The sequence below is a fragment of the Pseudomonas sivasensis genome, from assembly GCF_052938085.1.
Genome location: NZ_CP176442.1, coordinates 2,202,577 through 2,224,459, shown reverse-complemented (window position 1 = coordinate 2,224,459; position 21,883 = coordinate 2,202,577). Strand labels below are relative to the sequence as shown.

Sequence of the window (21,883 nt, the reverse complement as noted above, 5' to 3'; positions counted from 1 at the left end):
CGTCTGGCAACACTAGCCGAAACAACACCGTTCAAATGTGGGAGGGGGCTTGCTCCCGATTGCGGTAGGTCAGTCAGATTATCTGTAACTGATACACCGCAATCGGGAGCAAGCCCCCTCCTACATTTTTTACCGGCATTTCAGGCCGCGAGTTTGCCGCTGGCGATGGCTGCCGATGCAGCCACCATGGCGCGCAGCAATACCGCACACCCCGCCGCCAGATCATCCGGGGCGGCGTTCTCGATCTCGTTATGGCTGATCCCCCCCTCACACGGCACAAAGATCATCCCCGCCGGCCCCAACTCGGCGACGAAGATCGCGTCGTGACCTGCCCCGCTGACGATGTCCATGTTCGACAAGCCCAGCCCATTCGCCGCATCGCGCACGGCGTCAACGCAGCCTTTGTCGAAGTACAGCGGCGGGAAGTCGGCCGTGGGTTCCATTTCAAAACTCAAGCCATGCTTGGCGCAGGTGTCATCAATGACCTTGCGCACCTCGGCAATCATCGAATCCAAGCGCGCCGGTTCCAAGTGACGGAAGTCCAGGGTCATGCGCACTTCGCCAGGAATGACGTTGCGTGAGCCGGGATACGCCTGCAGGCAACCCACGGTCCCGCAAGCATGGGGCTGATGCCCCAACGCCGCCGCATTCACCGCCGCCACCACTGCCGCTGCGCCTACCAGGGCGTCCTTGCGCAGGTGCATCGGTGTCGGCCCCGCATGCGCTTCAACGCCGCGCAGCTTCAGGTCGAACCACTTTTGTCCGAGGGCGCCGAGTACCACGCCGATGGTCTTCTTCTCATCCTCAAGAATCGGCCCTTGTTCGATATGCGCTTCGAAATACGCACCGACCTTGTGCCCACTCTCAGGACGGGTTCCCGCGTAGCCAATCGCATTCAGCGCATCACCCACACTGACCCCTTCCGCATCGACCTTGGCCAAGGTATCCGCCAGGGTGAATTTCTCAGCGAACACTCCGGAGCCCATCATGCAAGGCGGGAAGCGCGAGCCTTCCTCGTTGGTCCACACCACCACTTCCAGCGGCGCTTCCGTTTCGATATTCAGATCGTTCAGGGTGCGCAGCACTTCCACCCCGGCTAATACACCAAAGCAGCCATCAAACTTGCCGCCCGTGGGCTGAGTGTCGATATGGCTGCCGGTCATCACGGGCGGCAGGTTGGGATTACGACCGGGACGGCGCGCGAAAATATTGCCAATGCCGTCGACGGTCACGGTGCAACCGGCGTCTTCGCACCACTGCACAAACAGGTCGCGGGCCTTGCGGTCGAGGTCGGTGAGGGCCAGGCGGCACACGCCGCCCTTGGGGGTGGCACCGAGTTTGGCCAGGTCCATCAGCGACTGCCACAAGCGGTCGCGGTTGATGTGCTGGTGGGTCGATTGCAGAACGTCACGGGCAGCGTTCATGGGGATCTCCTCAGGCTTGTATTTTTTATGAATTGACAACGACCGGACTGATTCCGCGCCTGGCATTCAGGCCGTAATACAACAACCCGCCCAACGCCGAACCGGTAAACCAGCCGTAGCTGTAGAACCAGCTGAACGCATCACTGCCCAACGACAGCAACGTCAACACCACCGGCACGCCAAAGGCGATAAAGCCGCTCCAGTTCCACGCCGGGTATACGTCGTCGCGGTATAAGCCGGCCAGGTCCAGTTGCTGTTTGCGGGTGATGAAGTAGTCCACCACCATGATCCCGGCGATCGGGCCCAGCAAACTTGAGTAACCCAGCAACCAGTTGGAATACACGGTTTCCAGGCTCACATCCGAGACGATCAGGCCGAGTTTTTTCAGCAGTTCATGGCCCATCAATACCAGCCCGACCAAGCCGGTGAGGATCACCGCCGTGGTGCGGTTGATCAGCTTGGGCGCGATGTTCTGGAAGTCGTTGGTGGGCGAAACGATGTTCGCGGCAGTGTTGGTGGACAAGGTCGCGACGATGATCAGCGCCATGGCCACGGCCACCCACACCGGGCTCTGGATATGACCGATCAGGGTCACCGGATCGGACACGCTGACGCCTACCAGCTTCACTGACGCGGCGGTCATGATCACGCCGAGGGCGGCGAACAGAAACATGGTCAGCGGCAGGCCGAAAATCTGCCCGAGGATCTGATCCTTCTGGCTTTTGGCGTAGCGGCTGAAATCGGGAATATTCAGCGACAAGGTGGCCCAGAAGCCCACCATCGCGGTAAGGCCGGCCATGAAATAACCGGTGAGGCTCGCCCCTTCAGGGCGCTTGGGAGGAATAGCCATCAACTCGCTGATAGATACATTCGGCATCGCCCACACCAGCAGGCCAATGCCCACAGCTACCAGCAACGGCGCCGACAGGGTTTCCAGGCGCTTGATCGACTCAGCGCCACGCAATACGACCCACAAATTCAGGCACCAGAAAATCATGAAGCCGATCACTTCACCGGTGCCGCCTAGGGACTTCCACCCCTCGAAAATCGACCCCAGGAACAGGTGAATCGCCAGTCCGCCAAACATCGTCTGGATACCAAACCAGCCGCACGCCACCAGCGCGCGGATGAGGCACGGCACGTTGGAACCGAGGATCCCGAAAGACGAACGCAGCAACACCGGAAACGGAATGCCGTACTTGGTGCCGGGGAAGGCGTTGAGGGTCAGCGGAATCAGCACCACGATATTGGCGAGCAAAATCGCCATCAGCGCCTCGCCCACCGACAACCCGAAGTAAGCGGTCAGCACCCCACCCAGCGTGTAGGTGGGCACGCAGATCGACATGCCGACCCACAGCGCGGTGATGTGCCATTTGTTCCAGGTTCGTTCATGCACCTTGGTCGGTGCCATGTCGTGGTTATAGCGAGGGCTGTCGAGGACGTCGGGGCCGGCGTCGAGTTCGTACAGGCCGTTGCGTTCTATGACTTGCGATCTGTTCTGTTGCATGGCCGCTCCACGGTTTTTTCGAATTATTTTTGCTCACCTGCGTGGTGAGTGCAGGTGGCCGGAGTACCTCGTAAACAACATGACATCACGGGCCCGGCCAGCCGTTTCTGCACTCAATAACCGTGCCGAAAACCGCCACCACACCCTTACCGCTCATATAACTGACTGATGTTAATCAGCTTTCCGATTGAACCTGCGGTACTTGCCACGCGACTCAGGCCGAATAACGTGGAAGTTGCCCGAACTGTCGGGACTCAATCTGGTGCAACACAATTATTTTTATTTCCCAGCCCCGTCAAGAGGCATATCTCAACCGTCTGATTTGCAATAAGAAATGTTGCTCATATTGAGATCCTGTCAAGTGCGTCAAAATGGTGAGAGGCCGCTACATTTTGGTGATTTTAATTTTTAATCCTTATAAATCAGATACTTAATATGGATATAAGCTTATTAAAAATCTTCTTGCTCAATCGAAAAACTCGGGCTAGTTTCTATTCCTGTCACCGATGACAGGAATTAACCGACCATCGGCAGCAGTATTACAACACTTAGAACTGGCACAAGCCGGTCAAGCCTGTGAGGAACTCGACATGTCGCTGTTGATCCGTGGCGCTACCGTTATTACCCATGATGAAAGTTACCGCGCCGATGTGTTATGCGCAGGCGGCCTAATTCGCGCCATTGGCACGGATCTGGATATTCCCGCCGGCACTGAAATACTCGATGGCAGCGGCCAATACTTGATGCCCGGCGGCATCGACCCCCATACCCACATGCAACTGCCTTTCATGGGCACCGTGGCCAGTGAAGACTTTTTCAGTGGTACAGCAGCGGGCTTGGCCGGAGGCACCACCTCCATCATCGATTTTGTGATCCCCAACCCGCAGCAGTCCTTGATGGAAGCGTTTCACCAATGGCGCGGCTGGGCCGAAAAATCGGCATCCGACTACGGCTTCCACGTGGCAATCACCTGGTGGAACGAACAGGTGCGCGAGGAAATGGCCGAGCTGGTCAGCCATCACGGCATCAACAGCTTCAAGCACTTCATGGCCTACAAGAACGCAATCATGGCGGCCGACGACACCCTGGTCGCCAGCTTCGAGCGCTGCCTGGAACTCGGCGCCGTGCCCACCGTGCATGCCGAAAATGGCGAGTTGGTGTATCACCTGCAACGCAAGTTGATGGCCCAGGGCATCACCGGGCCGGAGGCGCACCCGCTGTCGCGCCCGTCCCAGGTAGAAGGTGAAGCGGCCAGCCGTGCGATCCGTATCGCCGAGACGATCGGCACGCCGCTGTACCTGGTGCACGTGTCCACCAAAGAAGCGCTGGATGAAATCACCTATGCACGTGGCAAGGGCCAGGCGGTGTACGGCGAAGTGCTCGCCGGCCACTTGCTGCTGGACGACAGCGTCTACCAACACCCCGACTGGCAAACCGCCGCCGGCTATGTGATGAGCCCGCCGTTCCGCCCGCGCGGGCACCAGGAAGCGCTGTGGCATGGCTTGCAATCGGGCAACCTGCACACCACCGCCACCGACCACTGCTGCTTCTGCGCCGAGCAAAAAGCCGCCGGGCGTGACGATTTCAGCAAGATCCCCAACGGCACCGCCGGTATCGAAGACCGCATGGCGCTGCTGTGGCACGAAGGCGTCAATACCGGGCGCCTGTCGATGCAGGAGTTTGTCGCGCTGACCTCCACCAACACCGCGAAGATCTTCAACCTGTACCCACGCAAAGGCGCGATCCGCGTGGGTGCGGATGCCGACCTGGTGCTGTGGGACCCCGAAGGCACGCGGACCATTTCCGCCAAGACGCACCATCAAAAGGTCGACTTCAACATCTTCGAAGGCAAGACCGTGCGCGGCGTGCCGAGCCACACCATCAGCCAGGGCAAACTGGTCTGGGCCGATGGCGACCTGCGCGCCGAACGCGGGGCCGGGCGGTATGTGGAACGGCCGGCGTATCCGTCGGTGTTTGAGCAGTTGAGCAAGCGGGCGGAGCATTCCAGGCCGGTTGCTGTGAAGCGCTGAGACCGCCATCGGGGGCAAGCCCCCTCCCACGCTTGACTGCATTCATTCAGATACAACTCGGTCGAATGTGGGAGGGGGCTTGCCCCCGATGAGGCCCAAACAGACAACACAAAAAACCAATGCCCATCAGAGGCAGCACCTCAATAACCGTGAGGCCAACACCGTGATCCAGACCCTGACCCACCTCCCCCATCCCCATGAAGACGGGGCCACCCTCGCCAGCCATTTCACCGACCTGGCGCCGCCCCTCAACGCCCGCCAGGCCCAACTGGAAGCCTCGCGCTGCCTGTATTGCTACGACGCCCCGTGCGTGAACGCGTGCCCCAGCGAAATCGACATCCCCTCGTTCATCCGCAATATCCACACTGACAACGTCCAAGGCGCAGCGCAGAAAATCCTCTCGGCCAACATCCTCGGCGGCAGCTGCGCCCGGGTCTGCCCCACCGAAATTCTCTGCCAACAAGCCTGCGTGCGTAACAACAGCGAAGAATGCGCGCCCGTACTGATCGGCCTGTTGCAACGCTACGCCATCGACAATGCGCACTTCAGCGAACACCCCTTCCAGCGCGCCGCTTCCACCGGCAAGCGCATCGCCGTGGTGGGCGCCGGGCCAGCCGGTCTGGCCTGTGCCCATCGCGCAGCCCTGCATGGCCACGACGTGGTGATCTTCGAAGCGCGGGAAAAAGCCGGCGGCCTGAATGAATACGGGATCGCCAAATACAAACTGGTGGACGACTTCGCCCAGAAGGAACTGGATTTCCTCCTGCAAATCGGCGGCATCGAAATCCGCCACGGCCAGCGCCTGGGTGACAACCTGACCTTGAGCGAACTGCATCAGCAATTCGATTCGGTATTCCTCGGCCTGGGTCTCGCCGCCAGCAAACAATTGGGGCTGCCCCACGAAGACGCCCCCGGCCTGCTCGCCGCCACCGATTACATCCGCGAGCTGCGCCAGGCCGATGACCTGACTCAACTGCCCCTGGCCGACCGCTGCATCGTGCTCGGCGCCGGCAACACCGCCATCGACATGGCCGTGCAAATGGCCCGCCTCGGCGCACGCGATGTGAACCTCGTCTACCGCCGTGGCCTTGCCGATATGGGCGCCACTCACCATGAACAAGACATCGCCAAGGCTAATCAGGTGCGCCTGTTAACCTGGGCACAGCCCGAAGAAGTGCTGCTGGATGACAAGGGCCACGTACGCGGCATGCGCTTCGCCCGCACCCGCGTGGAAAACGGCCGCCTGCTCCCCACCGAGGAAACCTTCGAACTGGCTGCCGATGCAATCTTCAAGGCCATTGGTCAAGGCTTCGACAACGACGCATTGCACGATCCCCTGGCGCAACAGCTGCACCGCGTGGGCGAGCGCATCTTCGTCGACGAACAGCTACGCACCAGCATCCCGGGGGTCTACGCCGGTGGCGACTGCGTCAGCCTCGGCCAGGACCTCACCGTACAGGCAGTGCAACACGGCAAGCTGGCCGCCGAAGCCATGCACGCCCAACTCATGCTCAATGTGGAGGCTGCGTAATGGCCGATCTCTCGATTGTCTTCGCCGGTATCAAAACCCCCAACCCGTTCTGGCTGGCCTCCGCGCCGCCCACCGATAAGGCCTACAACGTGGTGCGTGCGTTTGAAGCAGGCTGGGGCGGCGTGGTGTGGAAGACCCTGGGTGAGGACCCCGCGGCGGTCAACGTGTCGTCACGTTACTCGGCGCACTTCGGCGCCAACCGTGAAGTGTTGGGCATCAACAACATCGAGCTGATCACCGACCGCTCGCTGGAAATCAACCTGCGGGAAATCACCCAAGTGAAAAAGGATTGGCCCGACCGCGCGCTGATCGTGTCGCTGATGGTGCCGTGTGTTGAAGAGTCCTGGAAAAACATTCTGCCCCTGGTGGAAGCCACCGGTTGCGATGGTATCGAGCTGAACTTCGGCTGCCCCCACGGCATGCCCGAGCGCGGTATGGGCGCGGCGGTGGGCCAGGTGCCGGAGTATGTGGAGCAGGTGACGCGCTGGTGCAAGACCTATTGCTCGCTGCCGGTGATCGTCAAGCTCACGCCGAACATCACCGACATCCGTGTGGCGGCGCGGGCGGCCTATCGCGGCGGTGCGGATGCGGTGTCGCTGATCAACACCATCAATTCCATCACCAGCGTGGACCTGGATCGCATGGTCGCCCTCCCCATCGTCGGTACGCAAAGCACCCACGGCGGTTATTGCGGCTCGGCGGTCAAGCCGATTGCCTTGAACATGGTCGCGGAAATCGCCCGCGACCCGCAGACAAAAGGCCTGCCGATCTGCGGCATTGGCGGCATCGGCAACTGGCGCGACGCCGCAGAATTTGTCGCCCTCGGTTGCGGCGCGGTGCAAGTGTGCACGGCGGCGATGCTGCATGGTTTTCGCATCGTGGAGGAGATGAAGGACGGGCTGTCGCGGTGGATGGACAGCCAGGGTTACGCGAGCTTGCGAGAGTTTTCCGGGCGGGCGGTGGGCAATACAACGGACTGGAAGTACCTGGACATCAACTACCAGGTGATCGCCAAGATCGACCAAGAGGCGTGCATTGGCTGTGGCCGTTGCCATATTGCCTGTGAGGATACCTCGCACCAGGCCATCGCCAGCTTGAAGCAGGCGGACGGCACGCATAAGTACGAGGTGATCGATGATGAGTGCGTGGGCTGCAACCTGTGCCAGATCACCTGCCCAGTGGCGGATTGTATCGAGATGGTGCCTATCGACACGGGCAAGCCGTTTTTGAATTGGACGCAGGATCCGAGGAATCCCTACCGGGAGGCGGTGTAGGCCTGTAGGCCTGTAGGCCGCTATCGGGGGCAAGCCCCCTCCCACAATAGTCTGCATTCTTTCAGACAAAATGCAGTAAAGCCCCCTCCCACAGTTGTCTGCATTCTTTCAGACAAAATGCAGTAAAGGTGGGAGGGGCGGTGCGACAATTCGACTTGCCCCCGATGAGGCCCTCAGCCCCACCACACCACTCAAGGCGCCAACCCAATCCCGCGCAAAATCACACCTGTCACCGTCTGGATCGCCTTCTCGAACTGCATATCCGACAACGGCTGGTGATCATTCAAAATCTTCACTTGGTGGTCAAAGTCGGCATAGTGCTGGGTCGATGCCCAGATCATATACAGCAGGCTCGACGGCTCCACCGGCAGGATGCGTTTGTCTTCCACCCACTGGCGAATTTTCGCTTCCTTCATCTTGGCCCAGTCGTACAGGCTCTCGTCCAGCGCCTCACCGAGTGTTGGCGCGCCGTGGATGATTTCGTTGGCCCAGACCTTCGAACCATAGGGCCGCGTGCGTGAGCGCTGCATCTTGGCGCGGATGTAACTGCTGAGGACCACCCGCGGGTCATCGAAGGTTTCGAAGCTCAGGGCGTCCTGTTTCCACACCTCCAGCAGGTCGAATAGCACGGCGCTGTACAGTTCGCTTTTGGTGGTGAAGTAGTAATGCAGGTTGGAGCGCGGCAATTGCGCTTCTTCAGCAATGTCGGCCATGGCGGTGCTGCCGTAGCCTTTCTCGGCGAAGATTTTCTCCGCCGCCAGCAGGATTTTTTCGACGTTGATCCGACGAATTCCGATCTTGTGATTGCCCATAAGGGCTCCCTGACAAAGACATACGCCAAAGACTACCACCCGCTCTAGATCGGGGCGACAGGCGCAGTCGAAACTTCGTACACTGCCCGCTCCTAACCATTGATGGGTATTGCACAATGTTGATCAAGAAAACCCTGACCACTGTCGCCCTGCTCGCCTCCCTGCTGGGTGCCTCCGCAGCATTTGCCCATGCTCATCTCAAAAGCGCCACGCCTGCGGCAGACAGCACTGTCACGGCCCCCCAGGATCTGCGCCTGACCTTCAGCGAAGGCATCGAAGCCACCTTCACCAAGGTATCCCTGAGCAAGGACGGCACCGAAATCGCCATCAAGGGCCTGGATACCGAAGGCGCCGACAAGAAAACCCTCGTAGTCACCCCGGCCGCGCCATTGGCGGCCGGTAACTACAAGGTGGTGTGGAATGCCGTCTCGGTCGACACCCACAAGAGCAACGGCGAATACAGCTTCAAGGTCGGCCAATAATCCATGGCGACGCTGCTGGTGCTGTGCCGCTTTGTGCATTTCATCGTCGTGTTGTTGATGTTCGGGGCCTGTGTGTTCAGGCCCTGGCTCCTGGGCGCCAAACCGCAGCCCGTGCTGGACCGACAATTGTTGCGCATGACCCGTGGCCTGGCATGGACTGCCCTCGCGTCGGGTGTGATCTGGTTAATGTTGATCACCGTCAGCATGGCGGGCTCATGGGCGGCGGCGCTGGAACCGTCAACCGTGCAGTTAGTGCTGGGCAAGACCTTTTTTGGCCAGGTATGGACCTGGCATCTGATGTTGAATGGGTTGCTGGCCATCGCCCTGATGACCGCGTGGAAGGCCCCGCGCCTGCCGCTGATCACACTCTTGCTGATGACCCTCGCGCCGGTCGGCCATGGCGCCATGCTCGACGGGCTGAGCGGGCAGCTGTTGATCCTCAACCAAGTGGTGCACCTGATGTGCGTCGGTGCATGGTTGGGTGGGTTATTGCTGCTGGTGATGATCCTCAGGCAATCGAACCGTGATGAGCTGGCACCTGTCCTGCGTCGTTTCAGTGGCGTGGGCTATGGCCTGGTCGCGGGCCTGCTGGTGACTGGCTTGATCAATGTGCGCGTACTGACCGGGCAACTGTGGCCCACGCCGTTGTTCAGTGGTTTTGCCCTGATTCTGTTAATCAAGGTGATGCTGGTGTTGGGCATGTTGGCCCTGGCACTGCTGAACCGGCTGCGCCTTGATCGTTGCGAACAGCAGTTGGGCAGTTTGAAGGTCAGCGTGATGGTGGAGTGGCTGCTGGGTGTTTGCGCAGTAGCCGCCGTTTCGCTCCTCGGCACTTTGCCGCCGATGGTCCTGGCTGACTGAATATAGAAGGGGCGGTGCGACGATTCGCCTGGCTTCCGATGGCGGTGTATCAGCGACATCATCTGTGACTAACCCACTGCTATCGGGGGCACGTCGAATCGTCGCACCGCCCCTCCCACATTGACTGCTCCCGCCTTCACTTAGTCATCGTATAACTTCTGCTTGACACTCCACGAAAACCCCGCAAATATCCGCCCTGATGTTGTACGACGACGTATAACAAATAATAAAAACAACAAATCAAAGGGAGCGTCACTGTGAGTCAATTCGCCCGTAATTCCTCGTCGTGTATCGGCCTTATCGGTCTCGGCGGCCTGGCCTTCACCCTGCCCCTCATCACCCACGCCGAAGGTTTTGTCGACGACGCCAAAGCCACGCTCAACCTGCGCAACGCCTATTTCAACCGCAATTTCACCAACCCGGCGAACCCCCAAGGCAAGGCCGAAGAGTGGACGCAGAGTTTCATTCTCGATGCCAAGTCGGGCTTCACCCAGGGCACGGTGGGTTTCGGCCTTGATGTGTTGGGCCTGTATTCCCAGAAACTGGATGGCGGCAAAGGCACTGGCGGTACCCAATTGCTGCCAATCCACGATGACGGCCGCCCCGCCGACAACTTCGGACGCCTGGGTGTGGCGCTGAAAACCCGACTGTCGAAGACCGAACTGAAGGTCGGCGAATGGATGCCGGTGCTGCCGATCCTGCGTTCCGACGATGGTCGCTCCCTGCCCCAGACCTTTCGCGGCGGCCAGGTGACGTCCAACGAGATCGCCGGCCTGACCCTTTACGGCGGCCAGTTCCGTGGCAACAGCCCGCGCAACGACGCGAGCATGGAAGACATGTTCATGAACGGCAAAGCGGCATTCACCTCCGACCGGTTCAACTTCGGCGGCGGCGAATACAGCTTCAATGACAAGCGCACCCAGGTCGGCCTGTGGTACGCCGAACTGAGCGACATTTACCAGCAGCGCTACGTCAACCTCACCCACAGCCAGCCGGTAGGCGACTGGACGTTGGGCGCCAACCTCGGTTTCTTCAGCGGCAAGGAAGACGGCAGCGCCCTGGCCGGCGACCTGGACAACAAGACCACCTTCGCCCTGCTCTCGGCGAAATACGGCGGCAACACCTTCTATGTGGGCCTGCAAAAACTCACCGGCGACAGCGTGTGGATGCGCGTCAACGGCACCAGCGGCGGCACCCTGGCCAACGACAGTTACAACGCCAGCTATGACAACGCCAAGGAAAAATCCTGGCAGGTGCGACATGACTTCAACTTCGTGGTGCTCGGCGTACCGGGGCTGACCCTGATGAACCGCTACATCAGCGGCAGCAACGTGCACACCGGGGCGATCACTGATGGCAAAGAGTGGGGGCGTGAGTCGGAGCTGGCCTACACCGTGCAGAGCGGTGCGTTGAAGAACCTGAACGTTAAGTGGCGGAACTCGACCATGCGTCGGGATTTCAGCACCAACGAGTTCGACGAAAACCGGATCTTTATCAGCTATCCAATCTCCCTGCTGTAGAGCTCAGTCTCCCAGCCCAAGAAAATCCCCTGTGGGAGGGGGCTTGCTCCCGATGGCGGTGGGTCAGTAGCAGATGCATTCACTGGCACGCCCTCATTGAGGGCAAGCCCTCTCCCGCATTTTGCTCCGCACTCTGTCCGCAAGAACGTTGACAACCTGGGGGCTCCCTAACAATACTTCGGCATAGTCATACGACAACCTACAACAAAAATTTGGAATCCCCATGACCACGACCACCCCCGCTCCCTTCAACCGCCTGCTGCTCACCGGTGCCGCCGGTGGCCTCGGTAAAGTCCTGCGCGAGCGCCTGCGCCCTTACGCCCAGGTACTGCGCCTGTCCGACATCGCCGCCATGGCCCCGGCTGCCGATGCCTCGGAGGAAGTCCAACCGTGCGACCTCGCCGACAAACAAGCCGTGCACCACTTGGTGGAAGGCGTCGACGCCATCCTGCACTTTGGCGGTGTCTCGGTGGAGCGTCCGTTTGAAGAAATCCTCGGTGCCAATATCAGCGGCACATTCCATATCTACGAAGCCGCCCGTCGCCATGGCGTAAAGCGCGTGATCTTCGCCAGCTCCAACCATGTGATCGGCTTCTACAAGCAGACCGAAACCATCGACGCCCATTCCCCACGCCGCCCCGACAGCTACTACGGCCTGTCCAAGTCCTATGGCGAAGACATGGCCAGCTTCTACTTCGACCGCTACGGCATCGAGACCGTGAGCATCCGTATCGGCTCCTCGTTCCCGGAACCGCAGAACCGCCGGATGATGCATACCTGGCTGAGTTTCGACGACCTCACTCAACTGCTCGAACGCGCGTTGTACACGCCGAACGTCGGCCACACCGTGGTCTACGGCATGTCGGATAACCTCGACACCTGGTGGGACAACCGCCACGCCGCACACCTGGGTTTTGTGCCCAAGGACACGTCCGAAGTGTTCCGCGCCCAGGTCGAAGCCCAGCCGCCAGTGGCAGCCGATGACCCGGCCAAGGTCTATCAGGGTGGCGCATTCTGCGCAGCCGGACCGTTCGGTGACTGAGTTCACATCAACCCAAGGGAATGAGTTGCCATGACTGCTGAATTGATCGTCGACGCCCGCAATGCCGTGGGCGAATGCCCGGTATGGGTGCCTGAGGAAAACGCGCTGTACTGGGTGGACATTCCCAACAGCGGCCTGCAGCGCTGGAGCGCCGGCAACGGCCATGTCGCCGCCTGGAAAGCCCCGCAGATGCTTGCCTGCATCGCCCGCACCAATGCGGGCAATTGGGTCGCAGGCATGGAAACCGGCTTTTTCCAACTCACTGCACACAACGACGGCAGCCTCGACACCACCCCCCTGGCCAGTGTCAAACACCCACGCCCGGACATGCGCCTGAACGATGGCCGCTGTGATCGTCAGGGCCGTTTCTGGGCCGGCAGCATGGTGCTCAACATGAGCGCCAATGCGGCGCAAGGCATCCTCTACCGTTATGCGTCCGGTTCAGCGCCCCACGCCCAACTTGACGGGTTCATCACCCTGAATGGCCTGGCCTTCAGCCCCGATGGCCGCACGATGTACGCCTCCGATTCCCACCCGCTGGTGCAGCAGATCTGGGCGTTCGACTACGACATCGAGACCGGCACGCCGTCCAATCGCCGCGTGTTTGTCGACATGAACCATTTCCTGGGTCGACCCGACGGCGCCGCGGTTGACGCCGAAGGCTGCTACTGGATCTGCGCCAACGACGCCGGTTTGGTCCACCGCTTCACCCCCGACGGTCGCCTGGATCGCTCCCTGAGCGTGCCGGTGAAAAAACCCACCATGTGCGCCTTCGGCGGCAGTCGGCTGGACACCCTCTTCGTCACCTCGATCCGTGATGACCAGAGCGACCAGTCCATCGCCGGCGGCGTGTTTGCGCTCAACCCCGGCGTCACCGGATTGCCGGAGCCCACCTTCACCCTCTAGCTGCATCGCTGTGCCTTGAATACAACAATAAAATAACAAGACAGGAGTGACCCCCAATGGACTTCAAACGCACCTTGCTCGCCGCCGCAGTGTTCACCCTCAGCAGCGCCGCTCACGCGCTGGAAATCAAATTCGCCGACATCCACCCCGCTGGCTACCCCACCGTGGTTGCCGAAGAAAACATGGGCAAGGCGCTGACCAAGGAAAGCAACGGCGAACTCACGTTCAAGTACTTCCCGGGCGGCGTGCTGGGCTCCGAGAAAGAAGTAGTCGAACAGGCCCAAGTGGGCGCCGTGCAGATGACCCGCGTCAGCCTCGGCATCGTCGGGCCGGTGGTGCCGGATGTGAACGTCTTCAACCTGCCGTTCGTGTTCCGCGACCAGGCGCATATGCGCAAGGTCATCGACGGCGAGATCGGCGATGAAATCCTCGCCAAGATCACCGACTCCGAGTTCGGCCTCGTGGCCCTGGCCTGGATGGACGGCGGCACGCGCAACCTTTACACCAAGAAACCGGTGCGCAAGATCGAAGACCTCAAGGGCATGAAGATCCGCGTGCAGGGCAACCCGCTGTTCATCGACGCCTTCAACGCCATGGGCGCCAACGGCATCGCCATGGACACCGGCGAGATCTTCAGTGCCTTGCAGACCGGTGTCATCGACGGCGCGGAGAACAACCCGCCCACCCTGCTGGAACACAACCACTTCCAGAACGCCAAGTACTACACCCTCACCGAACACCTGATCCTGCCTGAGCCCATCGTGATGTCGAAAATCACCTGGAACAAACTCACTCCCGCCCAGCAGGACATGGTGAAAAAAGCCGCCAAAGTCGCCCAGGCCGATGAGCGCGTGCTGTGGGACGCCAAGTCCGCCAGCAGTGAGGAAAAACTCAAGAAGGCCGGGGTCGAGTTCATCACCGTCGACAAAAAGCCCTTCTACGACGCCACCGCCGCGGTGCGAGCCAAGTACGGCGCGCCTTACGCCGACATCATCAAGCGTATCGACGCCGTTCAGTAACGCCCCATTCCCTGACAAGGCCTGGCGCGGTCGGCATCGACGCGCCCGGTGACGGTGAACGCCATGAAGAATCTACTGCTGCGCATCAACGACCGTATCTACATGACCTGCATCTGGGTCGCCGGTCTCTCGGTCCTCGGGGTCGCACTGATCATTCCCTGGGGCATCTTTGCCCGCTACATCCTCGGCACCGGTTCCAGCTGGCCGGAGCCCACCGCTATCCTGCTGATGCTGGTGTTCACCTTTATCGGCGCAGCCGCCAGTTATCGTGCCGGGACGCACATGTCGGTGGCCATGGTCACGGACCGCCTGCCACCTGCCCAACGCCGAATCGTCGGCATTTTCTCGCAACTGCTGATGGCGACAATCTGCCTGTTCATGGCGATCTGGGGCACCAAGTTGTGCCTGTCCACCTGGAACCAGTTCATGAGCGCCATCCCCAACCTGCGCGTGGGTATCACCTATATGCCGATCCCCATCGGGGGCGTGCTGACGCTGATTTTCGTGCTGGAAAAACTGCTGCTGGGCGACCAGAGCAACCGGCGCGTGGTGCGCTTCGACCTGGTAGAAGAAAACGAAGGGGCTGCCTGATATGGACGCAATGATTCTGCTGGGCAGCTTTATCGCCCTGATCCTGATCGGCATGCCGGTGGCCTATGCCCTGGGGCTGTCGGCGCTGATCGGCGCGTGGTGGATCGATATCCCGTTCCAGGCCCTGATGATTCAGGTGGCCGGCGGGGTGAACAAGTTTTCGTTGATGGCGATACCGTTCTTTGTGCTGGCTGGGGCGATCATGGCCGAGGGCGGCATGTCGCGGCGGCTGGTGGCGTTTGCCGGGGTGCTGGTGGGCTTTGTGCGCGGCGGCCTGTCCCTGGTGAACATCATGGCCTCGACGTTTTTCGGCGCGATCTCCGGCTCGTCGGTGGCGGACACCGCTTCGGTGGGCTCGGTGCTGATTCCAGAAATGGAGCGCCGCGGCTATCCACGGGAATTTGCCACGGCGGTGACCGTCAGCGGCTCGGTGCAGGCCTTGCTCACGCCACCCAGCCACAACTCGGTGCTCTACTCCCTGGCGGCTGGCGGCACTGTGTCCATCGCTTCGCTGTTCATGGCCGGCGTGGTGCCGGGCCTGCTGATGAGCGCGTGCCTGATGGTGCTGTGCCTGATCTTCGCGAAGAAACGCAACTACCCCAAAGGCGAAGTCATCCCCCTGAAGCAGGCGCTGAAGATTGCCGCCGATGCGCTCTGGGGCCTGATGGCCATGGTGATCATCCTCGGCGGCATCCTCTCGGGCATCTTCACCGCCACCGAGTCCGCCGCGATTGCGGTGCTGTGGGCGTTCTTCGTGACCATGTTCATCTACCGCGACTACAAGTGGCGCGAGCTGCCCAAGCTGATGCACCGCACGGTGCGCACGATTTCCATCGTGATGATCCTGATCGCCTTCGCCGCCAGCTTCGGCTACATCATGACCCTGATGCAGATCCCGGCGAAGATCACCACGCTGTTCCTGACGCTGTCGGACAACCGCTACGTGATCCTGATGTGCATCAACGCCATGCTGCTGTTGCTCGGCACGGTGATGGACATGGCACCGCTGATCCTGATCCTCACGCCGATCCTGTTGCCGGTGGTGTTGGGTATCGGCGTCGACCCGGTGCACTTCGGCATGATCATGCTGGTGAACCTCGGCATTGGCCTGATCACCCCGCCGGTGGGCGCGGTGCTGTTTGTCGGCGCAGCGGTGGGCAAAACCACCATCGAGAAAACCGTAAAGGCGCTGGTGCCGTTTTATGCCGTGCTGTTCCTGGTGCTGATAGCAGTGACGTACATTCCAGCATTGTCGCTGTGGCTGCCGAGCGTGGTGCTGTAATGCTGATTGAACTTGAAGACAACCTGACCCACCTCACCTTGAATCCGGCCGTGGGCGGCAGCATCGTCAACTGGACGGTGCGCGCCACCGGGCAGCCGTTGCTGCGCCATAACGATGAGCAGGCGATCCATACCGGTTTGCCGGGCAAGCTGGGGTGCTATCCGTTGGTGCCCTGGTCCAACCGCATTGCCCACGGCGGTTTCGATAACCCCGACGGTTGGCTGGTGCTCACGCCTAACAGCCTGACCGATCCGCTGCCGATTCACGGTTCGGCCTGGCAACAAGCGTGGCAGGTGGTCAGCCAGTCGGCAGATGAAGTGGTGCTGGAGGTGGTCTGCGAGACGCCTTTTGCCTATCGCGCCGAGCAGCGGATTCACTTGAGCGATGGGGCCTTGCGTATCGAACTGCGCGTGACCCATCTGGCCGAAACAGCGGCGTGGCATGGCGTGGGCTTGCATCCGTACTTTCCGCGTCGGCCGGGTACCCGGTTGCAGGCCAAGGCCGCGCAGGTGTGGATGAGTGACGCGTCCAAGCTGCCGACCGGCTTGGCACCGGTGCCGGACGAGTGGGATTTCCAGGAAATGAATGCCCTGCCCCAAGGCTTGGTGGACAACGGCTTTTGCCAGTGGGACGGGTATTGCCGGATCGAACAGCCGGACCTGGGCTATGCGCTGGAATGCCAGGCCAGCGGGGCCGATTACTTCCTGCTGTACTGCCCGCCGGGGCTGGGGTTCTTTTGCATCGAGCCGGTGAGTCATCCGGTGAATGCTCATCACCTAGCGGGACGGCCGGGCCTGAAACTGCTGGAACACAATCAGTCGGTCCAACTCAATTTCAACCTGAAATACATTCAAAATATGGGAGGGGGCTTGCCTCCGATGGCGGCCTGACAGCCGAACAGGATACTGGAACAGACCGAGTACATATCCATTATTCAGCCAACGGCCGCTATGGGTTCCGCCCTTACGGCGGCTCGCTTCGCATCGTGATTACCGTTGACTGCTATAAAGTGGCGTAAATACCTATAGCTATCAGGGGCAAGCCCCCCCCACAGTTTTGATTTAGGTTTTGTCAGTGATGTCAGGGTGGAGAGTTTTTCAGACGCCCAGCCGTATCGATACTCACGACAACCGACAACCCCGGCCGCAAACGTTCGCTCTCAGCCTGATCCGGGTCCACCGTAATCCTTACCGGCACGCGCTGGGCAATCTTCACAAAGTTGCCCGTCGCGTTGTCCGCCTGCAACAGGCTGAACTCCGAGCCGGTGGCCGGCGAAATATGCTGCACCGTGCCATGAAACTTGCGGTGGTTCAGCGCATCCACGGTAAAGGTCACCGGCTGGCCGACCTGCACATTGTCCATTTGGGTTTCTTTCATATTGGCAATCACCCACAGCTGCTTCGGCACCAGTGCCATCAACTGCGCGCCAGAGTTGACGTAGGCACCGAGGCGCACGCCAATCTGCCCCAACTGACCGTCGCGGGGTGCGGTGATGCGGGTGTTGGACAGATCGATCCGCGCCAATTCCACCGCCGCATCAGCACTCGCCACCGCCGCTTCCAGGGAGCCGCGATTGACGATCACCGTCTGCAAATCCTGCCGCGCGATTTCCAGGCTGGCCTGGGCTTGGGCGACGGCGGCGACCGTCTGCGCATTGGCAGCACGGGTCACGTCCAGCTCGCGCTTGGACACCGAACCGTCGCTGATCAGCTCCTCGTTACGACGCAAATCCGCAGTGCTTTTACGCGCCTGTGCCTGGCTGTCTACCAGCGCAGCCTGGCGTAACTTGATGGTCGCTTCGGCGCTGTTGCGCTGCTGCACCACATTGGCCAGCGAGGCCTTCTGCACCGCCAGTTGCGCCAAGGCTTGGTCCAGGCGCTGCTTGTAGATGCGATCATCAAGGCGCACCAACAAGTCACCGGCCTTGACGTACTGGAAGTCCTGCACTGGCACCTCGAACACATAGCCGCTGAGCTGCGGGCCAATAATCGTCACTTGGCCACGTACCAGGGCGTTTTCAGTGGTTTCCACCGCGCTGCTGAACGGCGGCAGTTGCCAGGCATACAGCACGATCAATACCCCGACGATGGCAATCGCGGCGAAGCCCATGGACGAAAGGATGCGCACGCGCAATGAGCGCGGCTCGGTGACCGTAGCGCCGGGCGGCATGGTGCCTTCCGGGGTGGATGCAATGGCGGTGGTGGTGGTTGTCGAAGGTTCGGTCATGAAGGTGCGCCGCTGGGTTGAACGGGAGGGGCTGCTGCTTGGGTGGTGCTCATCAGCCACAGACTGCGAATAAATATCCAGAGCATGGTCAGGATCGCGATGATCGCAATCAGCATGAACACATCGTTGTAAGCCATGACATTCGCTTCACGGGTGGCCGCCGTGGCCAAGCTGCGGATACCCATCAGGTTGCGCAGCTCGGGGTCGGCAATGACACCGCCATAGGCCGAGCCACCGCTGCTCACCCGCGCGGCCACACGCGGGTCGAGTAAGGTCAAGTGTTCGACGATCATGCTGGAATGAAACTTCTCCCGCACGACCTGGAACGTTCCCAGCAACGCGGCTCCAATCAGGCCGCCGAGGTTCTGGCAAATGCCGAACATCACCGAAAAACTCACCAGATTGCGCGGGTTCGTCAGCACGTTCTTGGTGCCCAACACCATGGTCGGTCCCAGGAAAAAAGTGCCGCCAAAGCCCAACAGGAACTGGCTGATATACAGGTTTTCGGGCCGGGTCAGGTTGCTGGAGAAACTGTCCATCACCGAGCCCGTGGCCATCAGCGCCAGGGAGATCACCAGCGGCATCAGCAAGTGAGCCGGGTTGATCGTCAGCGCACTGACCGCCAGCCCGCTGATCGCGCCGGCCAGCATCACCACGTACAGCGTATGCATCTGCTGGTAGCTCATGTTCAACATCTGCATGAACCCGACCGCACCGGTGGACTGCTCCGACAGCACCATGCGAATCAGGATCACCGCCAGTGCCAGGCGAATCATGGTGCCGCTGCCCAGCCAACGGGTCATCAACATCGGGTTGGCGCGGTTATGCTCAATGGCCAAGCCTGCCATGATCAACACCAGGGAACAGGCTGACGCGATACCGATCCACGGGGCTTCCAGCCACCAGTCGATGCGCCCCAGGGACAGCACCGCACAGAGCAACGCCACGCCGGTGGCGAGGATGCCGAAGGTCAGGAAGTCGAGTTTCTCAAAGGTCTTGAAGCGGTCACCCGGCGGCAACTTGAGCAAGAACACACACCCCAGGCAGATCAGCGCCATCCCCAATTCAAACAGGTACAAACCGCGCCACTCGGCGATTTGCAGCAAATCTTCGGAGAACAACCGCGCCAGCGGCAACGCCAACTGCGCCGTGCCCAAACCCAGCACCAGGGCTTTGAGTCGCCACTTGGCGGGGAACGCCTGGATCATGTAGTACAAGCCCAACGAACTCAGGGCCGCGCCCACCATCCCATGGGCCGCCCGCACCGCGATGGCCGAACTGAGATCGTTAACGAACAAGTGGCCGAAGGTCACCAGCGCGTACAGCACCAGGAACACCTCGGTGAACACGCGCAGGCCGAACTGCTGGCGGAACTTCACCAGCAGCAGGTTCATGCACACGTTGGTCATCACATAGGCGGCGGGCAGCCAGGCCATTTCCGCTGTGGTCGCGCCGAGGGCGCCTTGCAGGTATTGCAGGTTGGCGATGACCAGGGCATTTCCCAGGCCGCCAGTGATCGCGACCAGCACACCGACCAGCGCATACAGCCAACGCTTGTGCGTAGGGTGCCACGGCGTCGACGGCGAACCGGGCAGGCTCGGGCGCTCGTGGGGTTCCCAGGTGTGGGGGGTGTATTTATCCATTCGATGACCTAGATGACCCGACGGGTGAGGTCGGTAAAACCATTACTCAGAGTAGTAAACCTGAGCAGGGTTCATCTTGCCATCTTGGGCATGGAATTGATGCCTGGAGCTGGTACGGTCAAAAGTCGGAGGGGGCTTGCTCTCTTTGGATAGCATGCCCATCCAGAACCGCCTTCCCGATCAGATCCACCCCAACCAACTCCAGTAAGTCGCCGCAAACACCAACATCAGCCCATACCCGATCAACGTCACCAGGATCCCCACCTTGGCGAACTGCCGCGCCGTAAACGTCCCAGTCCCCAGGCACACCATATTCTGCGGCGCATTAATCGGCAGGATAAACCCGTAGCTCATCACAAACCCCAGCAGCATGGTCATCCCCAACCGGTTGAACTCCCCGGGCAAGGTCTGCAACACCGCAATCAGGATCGGCAACAGCGCCGAGGTCAGCGCCGTGGCGCTGGCAAAGCCCAGGTGGATCACAATCAAAAACGCTCCCAAAATCGCAAACACCCCCAACGGCCCGACCTGATCCAACCCGGTATGCGCCACCACTTGGGAGCCCAGCCACTGCCCGGCCTGGGTGGTCAGCAACGCGGTGCCGAGGCTGATGCCCACGCCGAACACAATCACCGTGCCCCACGGAATACGCGACTGCACATCCTTCCAGGTCATCACCCCAATCCCCGGCAACAGCAGGAACACCAGCCCGGCGTAGGTGGTCGAGGTGGTGTCGAAAGGGTGCAGGCGCCCTTCCGTCGCCCACGCCAACAGCAACAGCACCGACACGGTGAGCAAGCGCTTCTGCGGGCCGGTCATCGGGCCGATGTCCACCAGGGACTGGGCCACGGCCTCCTTGCCACCGGGGATGCTGTCGGTTTCCGGCGGCAGCAGCTTGATCACCAGGAACAGCAACACCGCCGACATGATCACCGCCCACGGCGCGCCGGCGATCAGCCAATCGATCCACGACACGCGCTGGCCGAGCATCTTGTCCATAAAGCCCACGCTCAGCAGGTTTTGCGCGGCGGCGGTCTGGATGCCGACGTTCCAGATGCTGGTGCCCTGGGCCACCACGATCATCAGGCCGGCGGCAATATTGGAGCGCTTGTCCACGCCAAACGCGGCAACCACGCCCATCATGATCGGCACCACACAGGCGCTGCGCGCGGTGGCACTGGGCACCACGAGGCTGAGCAGGATGGTCACCGCAATCGCCCCCAGCAGAATGCCGCGGGTGCTGGTGCCGACGCGGGTCAGGGTCACGAGGGCGATGCGCCGGTCGAGGCCGGTGTGGGTCATGGCCGCCGCAATGAACAACGCGCCCGCCACCAAGGCCAGTGCCGGGTTGGAAAAGCCGGTGAGCGCCATGCTGATGGCCGGGCTGGAGCCGATCAGGTGGGCGGGGTCTTGCAGCGACGGCGCCGTACCGAGCAAAAACGCCATGAGCGAGGTGATCATGATCGCGCTGGCCTCATAAGACACCGCCTCGGTGATCCACACCACCACGGCAAACGCGAGGATCGCCAGCATGCGCTGCCCGGCCACCGGCAGATCGGCGGGCAGCGGCAACAGCAGCACGCCGACCATCGCCAGTACGCCGATCACCAGGCCCGGGGGCAACTTGAAGGATGCTGCGGTTGTTGCGGGGGCGTTCATGGCGGGCTCCGTCGTGCTCTAAATCAGGCAGGCAGCATGGGGCAAAGCGCCGCAACGGGTGTTGACGGGTATCA

18 protein-coding genes are annotated in these 21,883 nt (G+C 60.9%); 12 read left to right on the top strand and 6 right to left on the bottom strand.

Translation table 11 applies throughout. The features are described 5' to 3' along the window. Positions 1-140 precede the first annotated feature (140 nt). Together ACKZ62_RS10430 and ACKZ62_RS10425 are read right to left on the bottom strand one after the other, a co-directional pair. The gene (locus ACKZ62_RS10430; protein WP_447096637.1) at positions 141-1,424 is read right to left on the bottom strand and encodes a Zn-dependent hydrolase; all 1,284 of its coding nucleotides are present in this window, start codon (positions 1,422-1,424) and stop codon (positions 141-143) included. Positions 1,425-1,449: 25 nt separating this feature from the next. Next, entirely contained in the window at positions 1,450-2,931 is a 1,482-nt protein-coding gene (locus tag ACKZ62_RS10425; RefSeq protein ID WP_032889926.1) for an NCS1 family nucleobase:cation symporter-1, read from the bottom strand. Between the two features lie 590 nt (positions 2,932-3,521). Between ACKZ62_RS10425 and hydA the strand changes: the two genes are divergently transcribed. From hydA to preA, 3 genes are all read left to right on the top strand, one after another. Then, positions 3,522-4,961: a dihydropyrimidinase gene (hydA, locus tag ACKZ62_RS10420; RefSeq protein ID WP_447096636.1), complete on the top strand. Its 1,440-nt coding sequence runs from the start codon at positions 3,522-3,524 to the stop codon at positions 4,959-4,961. Between the two features lie 163 nt (positions 4,962-5,124). Further along, the gene (locus ACKZ62_RS10415; RefSeq protein WP_447096951.1) at positions 5,125-6,492 is read left to right on the top strand and encodes an NAD(P)-dependent oxidoreductase; all 1,368 of its coding nucleotides are present in this window, start codon (positions 5,125-5,127) and stop codon (positions 6,490-6,492) included. Continuing rightward, the gene (gene preA / locus ACKZ62_RS10410) at positions 6,492-7,766 is read left to right on the top strand and encodes an NAD-dependent dihydropyrimidine dehydrogenase subunit PreA (protein WP_447096635.1); all 1,275 of its coding nucleotides are present in this window, start codon (positions 6,492-6,494) and stop codon (positions 7,764-7,766) included. Before ACKZ62_RS10415 ends, preA begins: the two co-directional genes overlap by 1 nt. Positions 7,767-7,957: 191 nt before the next feature. Here preA and ACKZ62_RS10405 read toward each other — a convergent pair whose 3' ends face one another. Continuing rightward, complete coding sequence (locus ACKZ62_RS10405) at positions 7,958-8,578, bottom strand: TetR/AcrR family transcriptional regulator (RefSeq protein ID WP_447096634.1); 621 nt, start codon at positions 8,576-8,578, stop codon at positions 7,958-7,960. 116 nt (positions 8,579-8,694) lie between these two features. On the opposite strand from ACKZ62_RS10405, the gene copC reads away from it, so the two are divergent. The 9 genes from copC to ACKZ62_RS10360 all read left to right on the top strand — a co-directional run bounded on the left by copC (position 8,695) and on the right by ACKZ62_RS10360 (position 17,171). Beyond that, positions 8,695-9,060 (top strand): copper homeostasis periplasmic binding protein CopC, encoded by a 366-nt coding sequence (gene copC, locus ACKZ62_RS10400; RefSeq protein ID WP_032889934.1) that lies wholly within the window; start codon positions 8,695-8,697, stop codon positions 9,058-9,060. Between the two features lie 3 nt (positions 9,061-9,063). Next, positions 9,064-9,921 carry a copper homeostasis membrane protein CopD gene (gene copD, locus ACKZ62_RS10395; protein ID WP_447096633.1) on the top strand — a complete coding sequence of 286 codons (858 nt, stop codon included), beginning with the start codon at positions 9,064-9,066 and terminating at the stop codon, positions 9,919-9,921. A 257-nt stretch (positions 9,922-10,178) separates the two neighbouring features. Then, complete coding sequence (locus tag ACKZ62_RS10390; RefSeq protein WP_447096632.1) at positions 10,179-11,441, top strand: OprD family porin; 1,263 nt, start codon at positions 10,179-10,181, stop codon at positions 11,439-11,441. Positions 11,442-11,664: 223 nt separating this feature from the next. Continuing rightward, positions 11,665-12,483 carry an NAD-dependent epimerase/dehydratase family protein gene (locus ACKZ62_RS10385; RefSeq protein ID WP_032889940.1) on the top strand — a complete coding sequence of 273 codons (819 nt, stop codon included), beginning with the start codon at positions 11,665-11,667 and terminating at the stop codon, positions 12,481-12,483. Positions 12,484-12,513: 30 nt separating this feature from the next. Next, the gene (locus ACKZ62_RS10380) at positions 12,514-13,389 is read left to right on the top strand and encodes an SMP-30/gluconolactonase/LRE family protein (protein WP_032889941.1); all 876 of its coding nucleotides are present in this window, start codon (positions 12,514-12,516) and stop codon (positions 13,387-13,389) included. Between the two features lie 56 nt (positions 13,390-13,445). After that, positions 13,446-14,408: a TRAP transporter substrate-binding protein gene (locus tag ACKZ62_RS10375; RefSeq protein WP_032889942.1), complete on the top strand. Its 963-nt coding sequence runs from the start codon at positions 13,446-13,448 to the stop codon at positions 14,406-14,408. A 63-nt stretch (positions 14,409-14,471) separates the two neighbouring features. Further along, positions 14,472-14,999 carry a TRAP transporter small permease gene (locus ACKZ62_RS10370; protein ID WP_447096631.1) on the top strand — a complete coding sequence of 176 codons (528 nt, stop codon included), beginning with the start codon at positions 14,472-14,474 and terminating at the stop codon, positions 14,997-14,999. Between the two features lies 1 nt (position 15,000). Then, positions 15,001-16,281 carry a TRAP transporter large permease gene (locus tag ACKZ62_RS10365; RefSeq protein WP_447096630.1) on the top strand — a complete coding sequence of 427 codons (1,281 nt, stop codon included), beginning with the start codon at positions 15,001-15,003 and terminating at the stop codon, positions 16,279-16,281. Next, on the top strand, positions 16,281-17,171 hold the full coding sequence (locus ACKZ62_RS10360; RefSeq protein ID WP_447096629.1) for an aldose 1-epimerase: 891 nt from the start codon (positions 16,281-16,283) through the stop codon (positions 17,169-17,171). Before ACKZ62_RS10365 ends, ACKZ62_RS10360 begins: the two co-directional genes overlap by 1 nt. A gap of 190 nt (positions 17,172-17,361) precedes the next feature. On the opposite strand, the gene ACKZ62_RS10355 is transcribed toward ACKZ62_RS10360, so the two are convergent. From ACKZ62_RS10355 to ACKZ62_RS10345, 3 genes are all read right to left on the bottom strand, one after another. Beyond that, entirely contained in the window at positions 17,362-18,507 is a 1,146-nt protein-coding gene (locus ACKZ62_RS10355) for an HlyD family secretion protein (protein WP_032889950.1), read from the bottom strand. Then, positions 18,504-20,150 carry an MFS transporter gene (locus ACKZ62_RS10350; RefSeq protein WP_032889953.1) on the bottom strand — a complete coding sequence of 549 codons (1,647 nt, stop codon included), beginning with the start codon at positions 20,148-20,150 and terminating at the stop codon, positions 18,504-18,506. The genes ACKZ62_RS10355 and ACKZ62_RS10350 overlap by 4 nt, the downstream gene beginning before the upstream one ends. A 180-nt stretch (positions 20,151-20,330) precedes the next feature. Further along, complete coding sequence (locus ACKZ62_RS10345) at positions 20,331-21,809, bottom strand: DASS family sodium-coupled anion symporter (RefSeq protein WP_447096628.1); 1,479 nt, start codon at positions 21,807-21,809, stop codon at positions 20,331-20,333. Positions 21,810-21,883 lie beyond the last annotated feature (74 nt).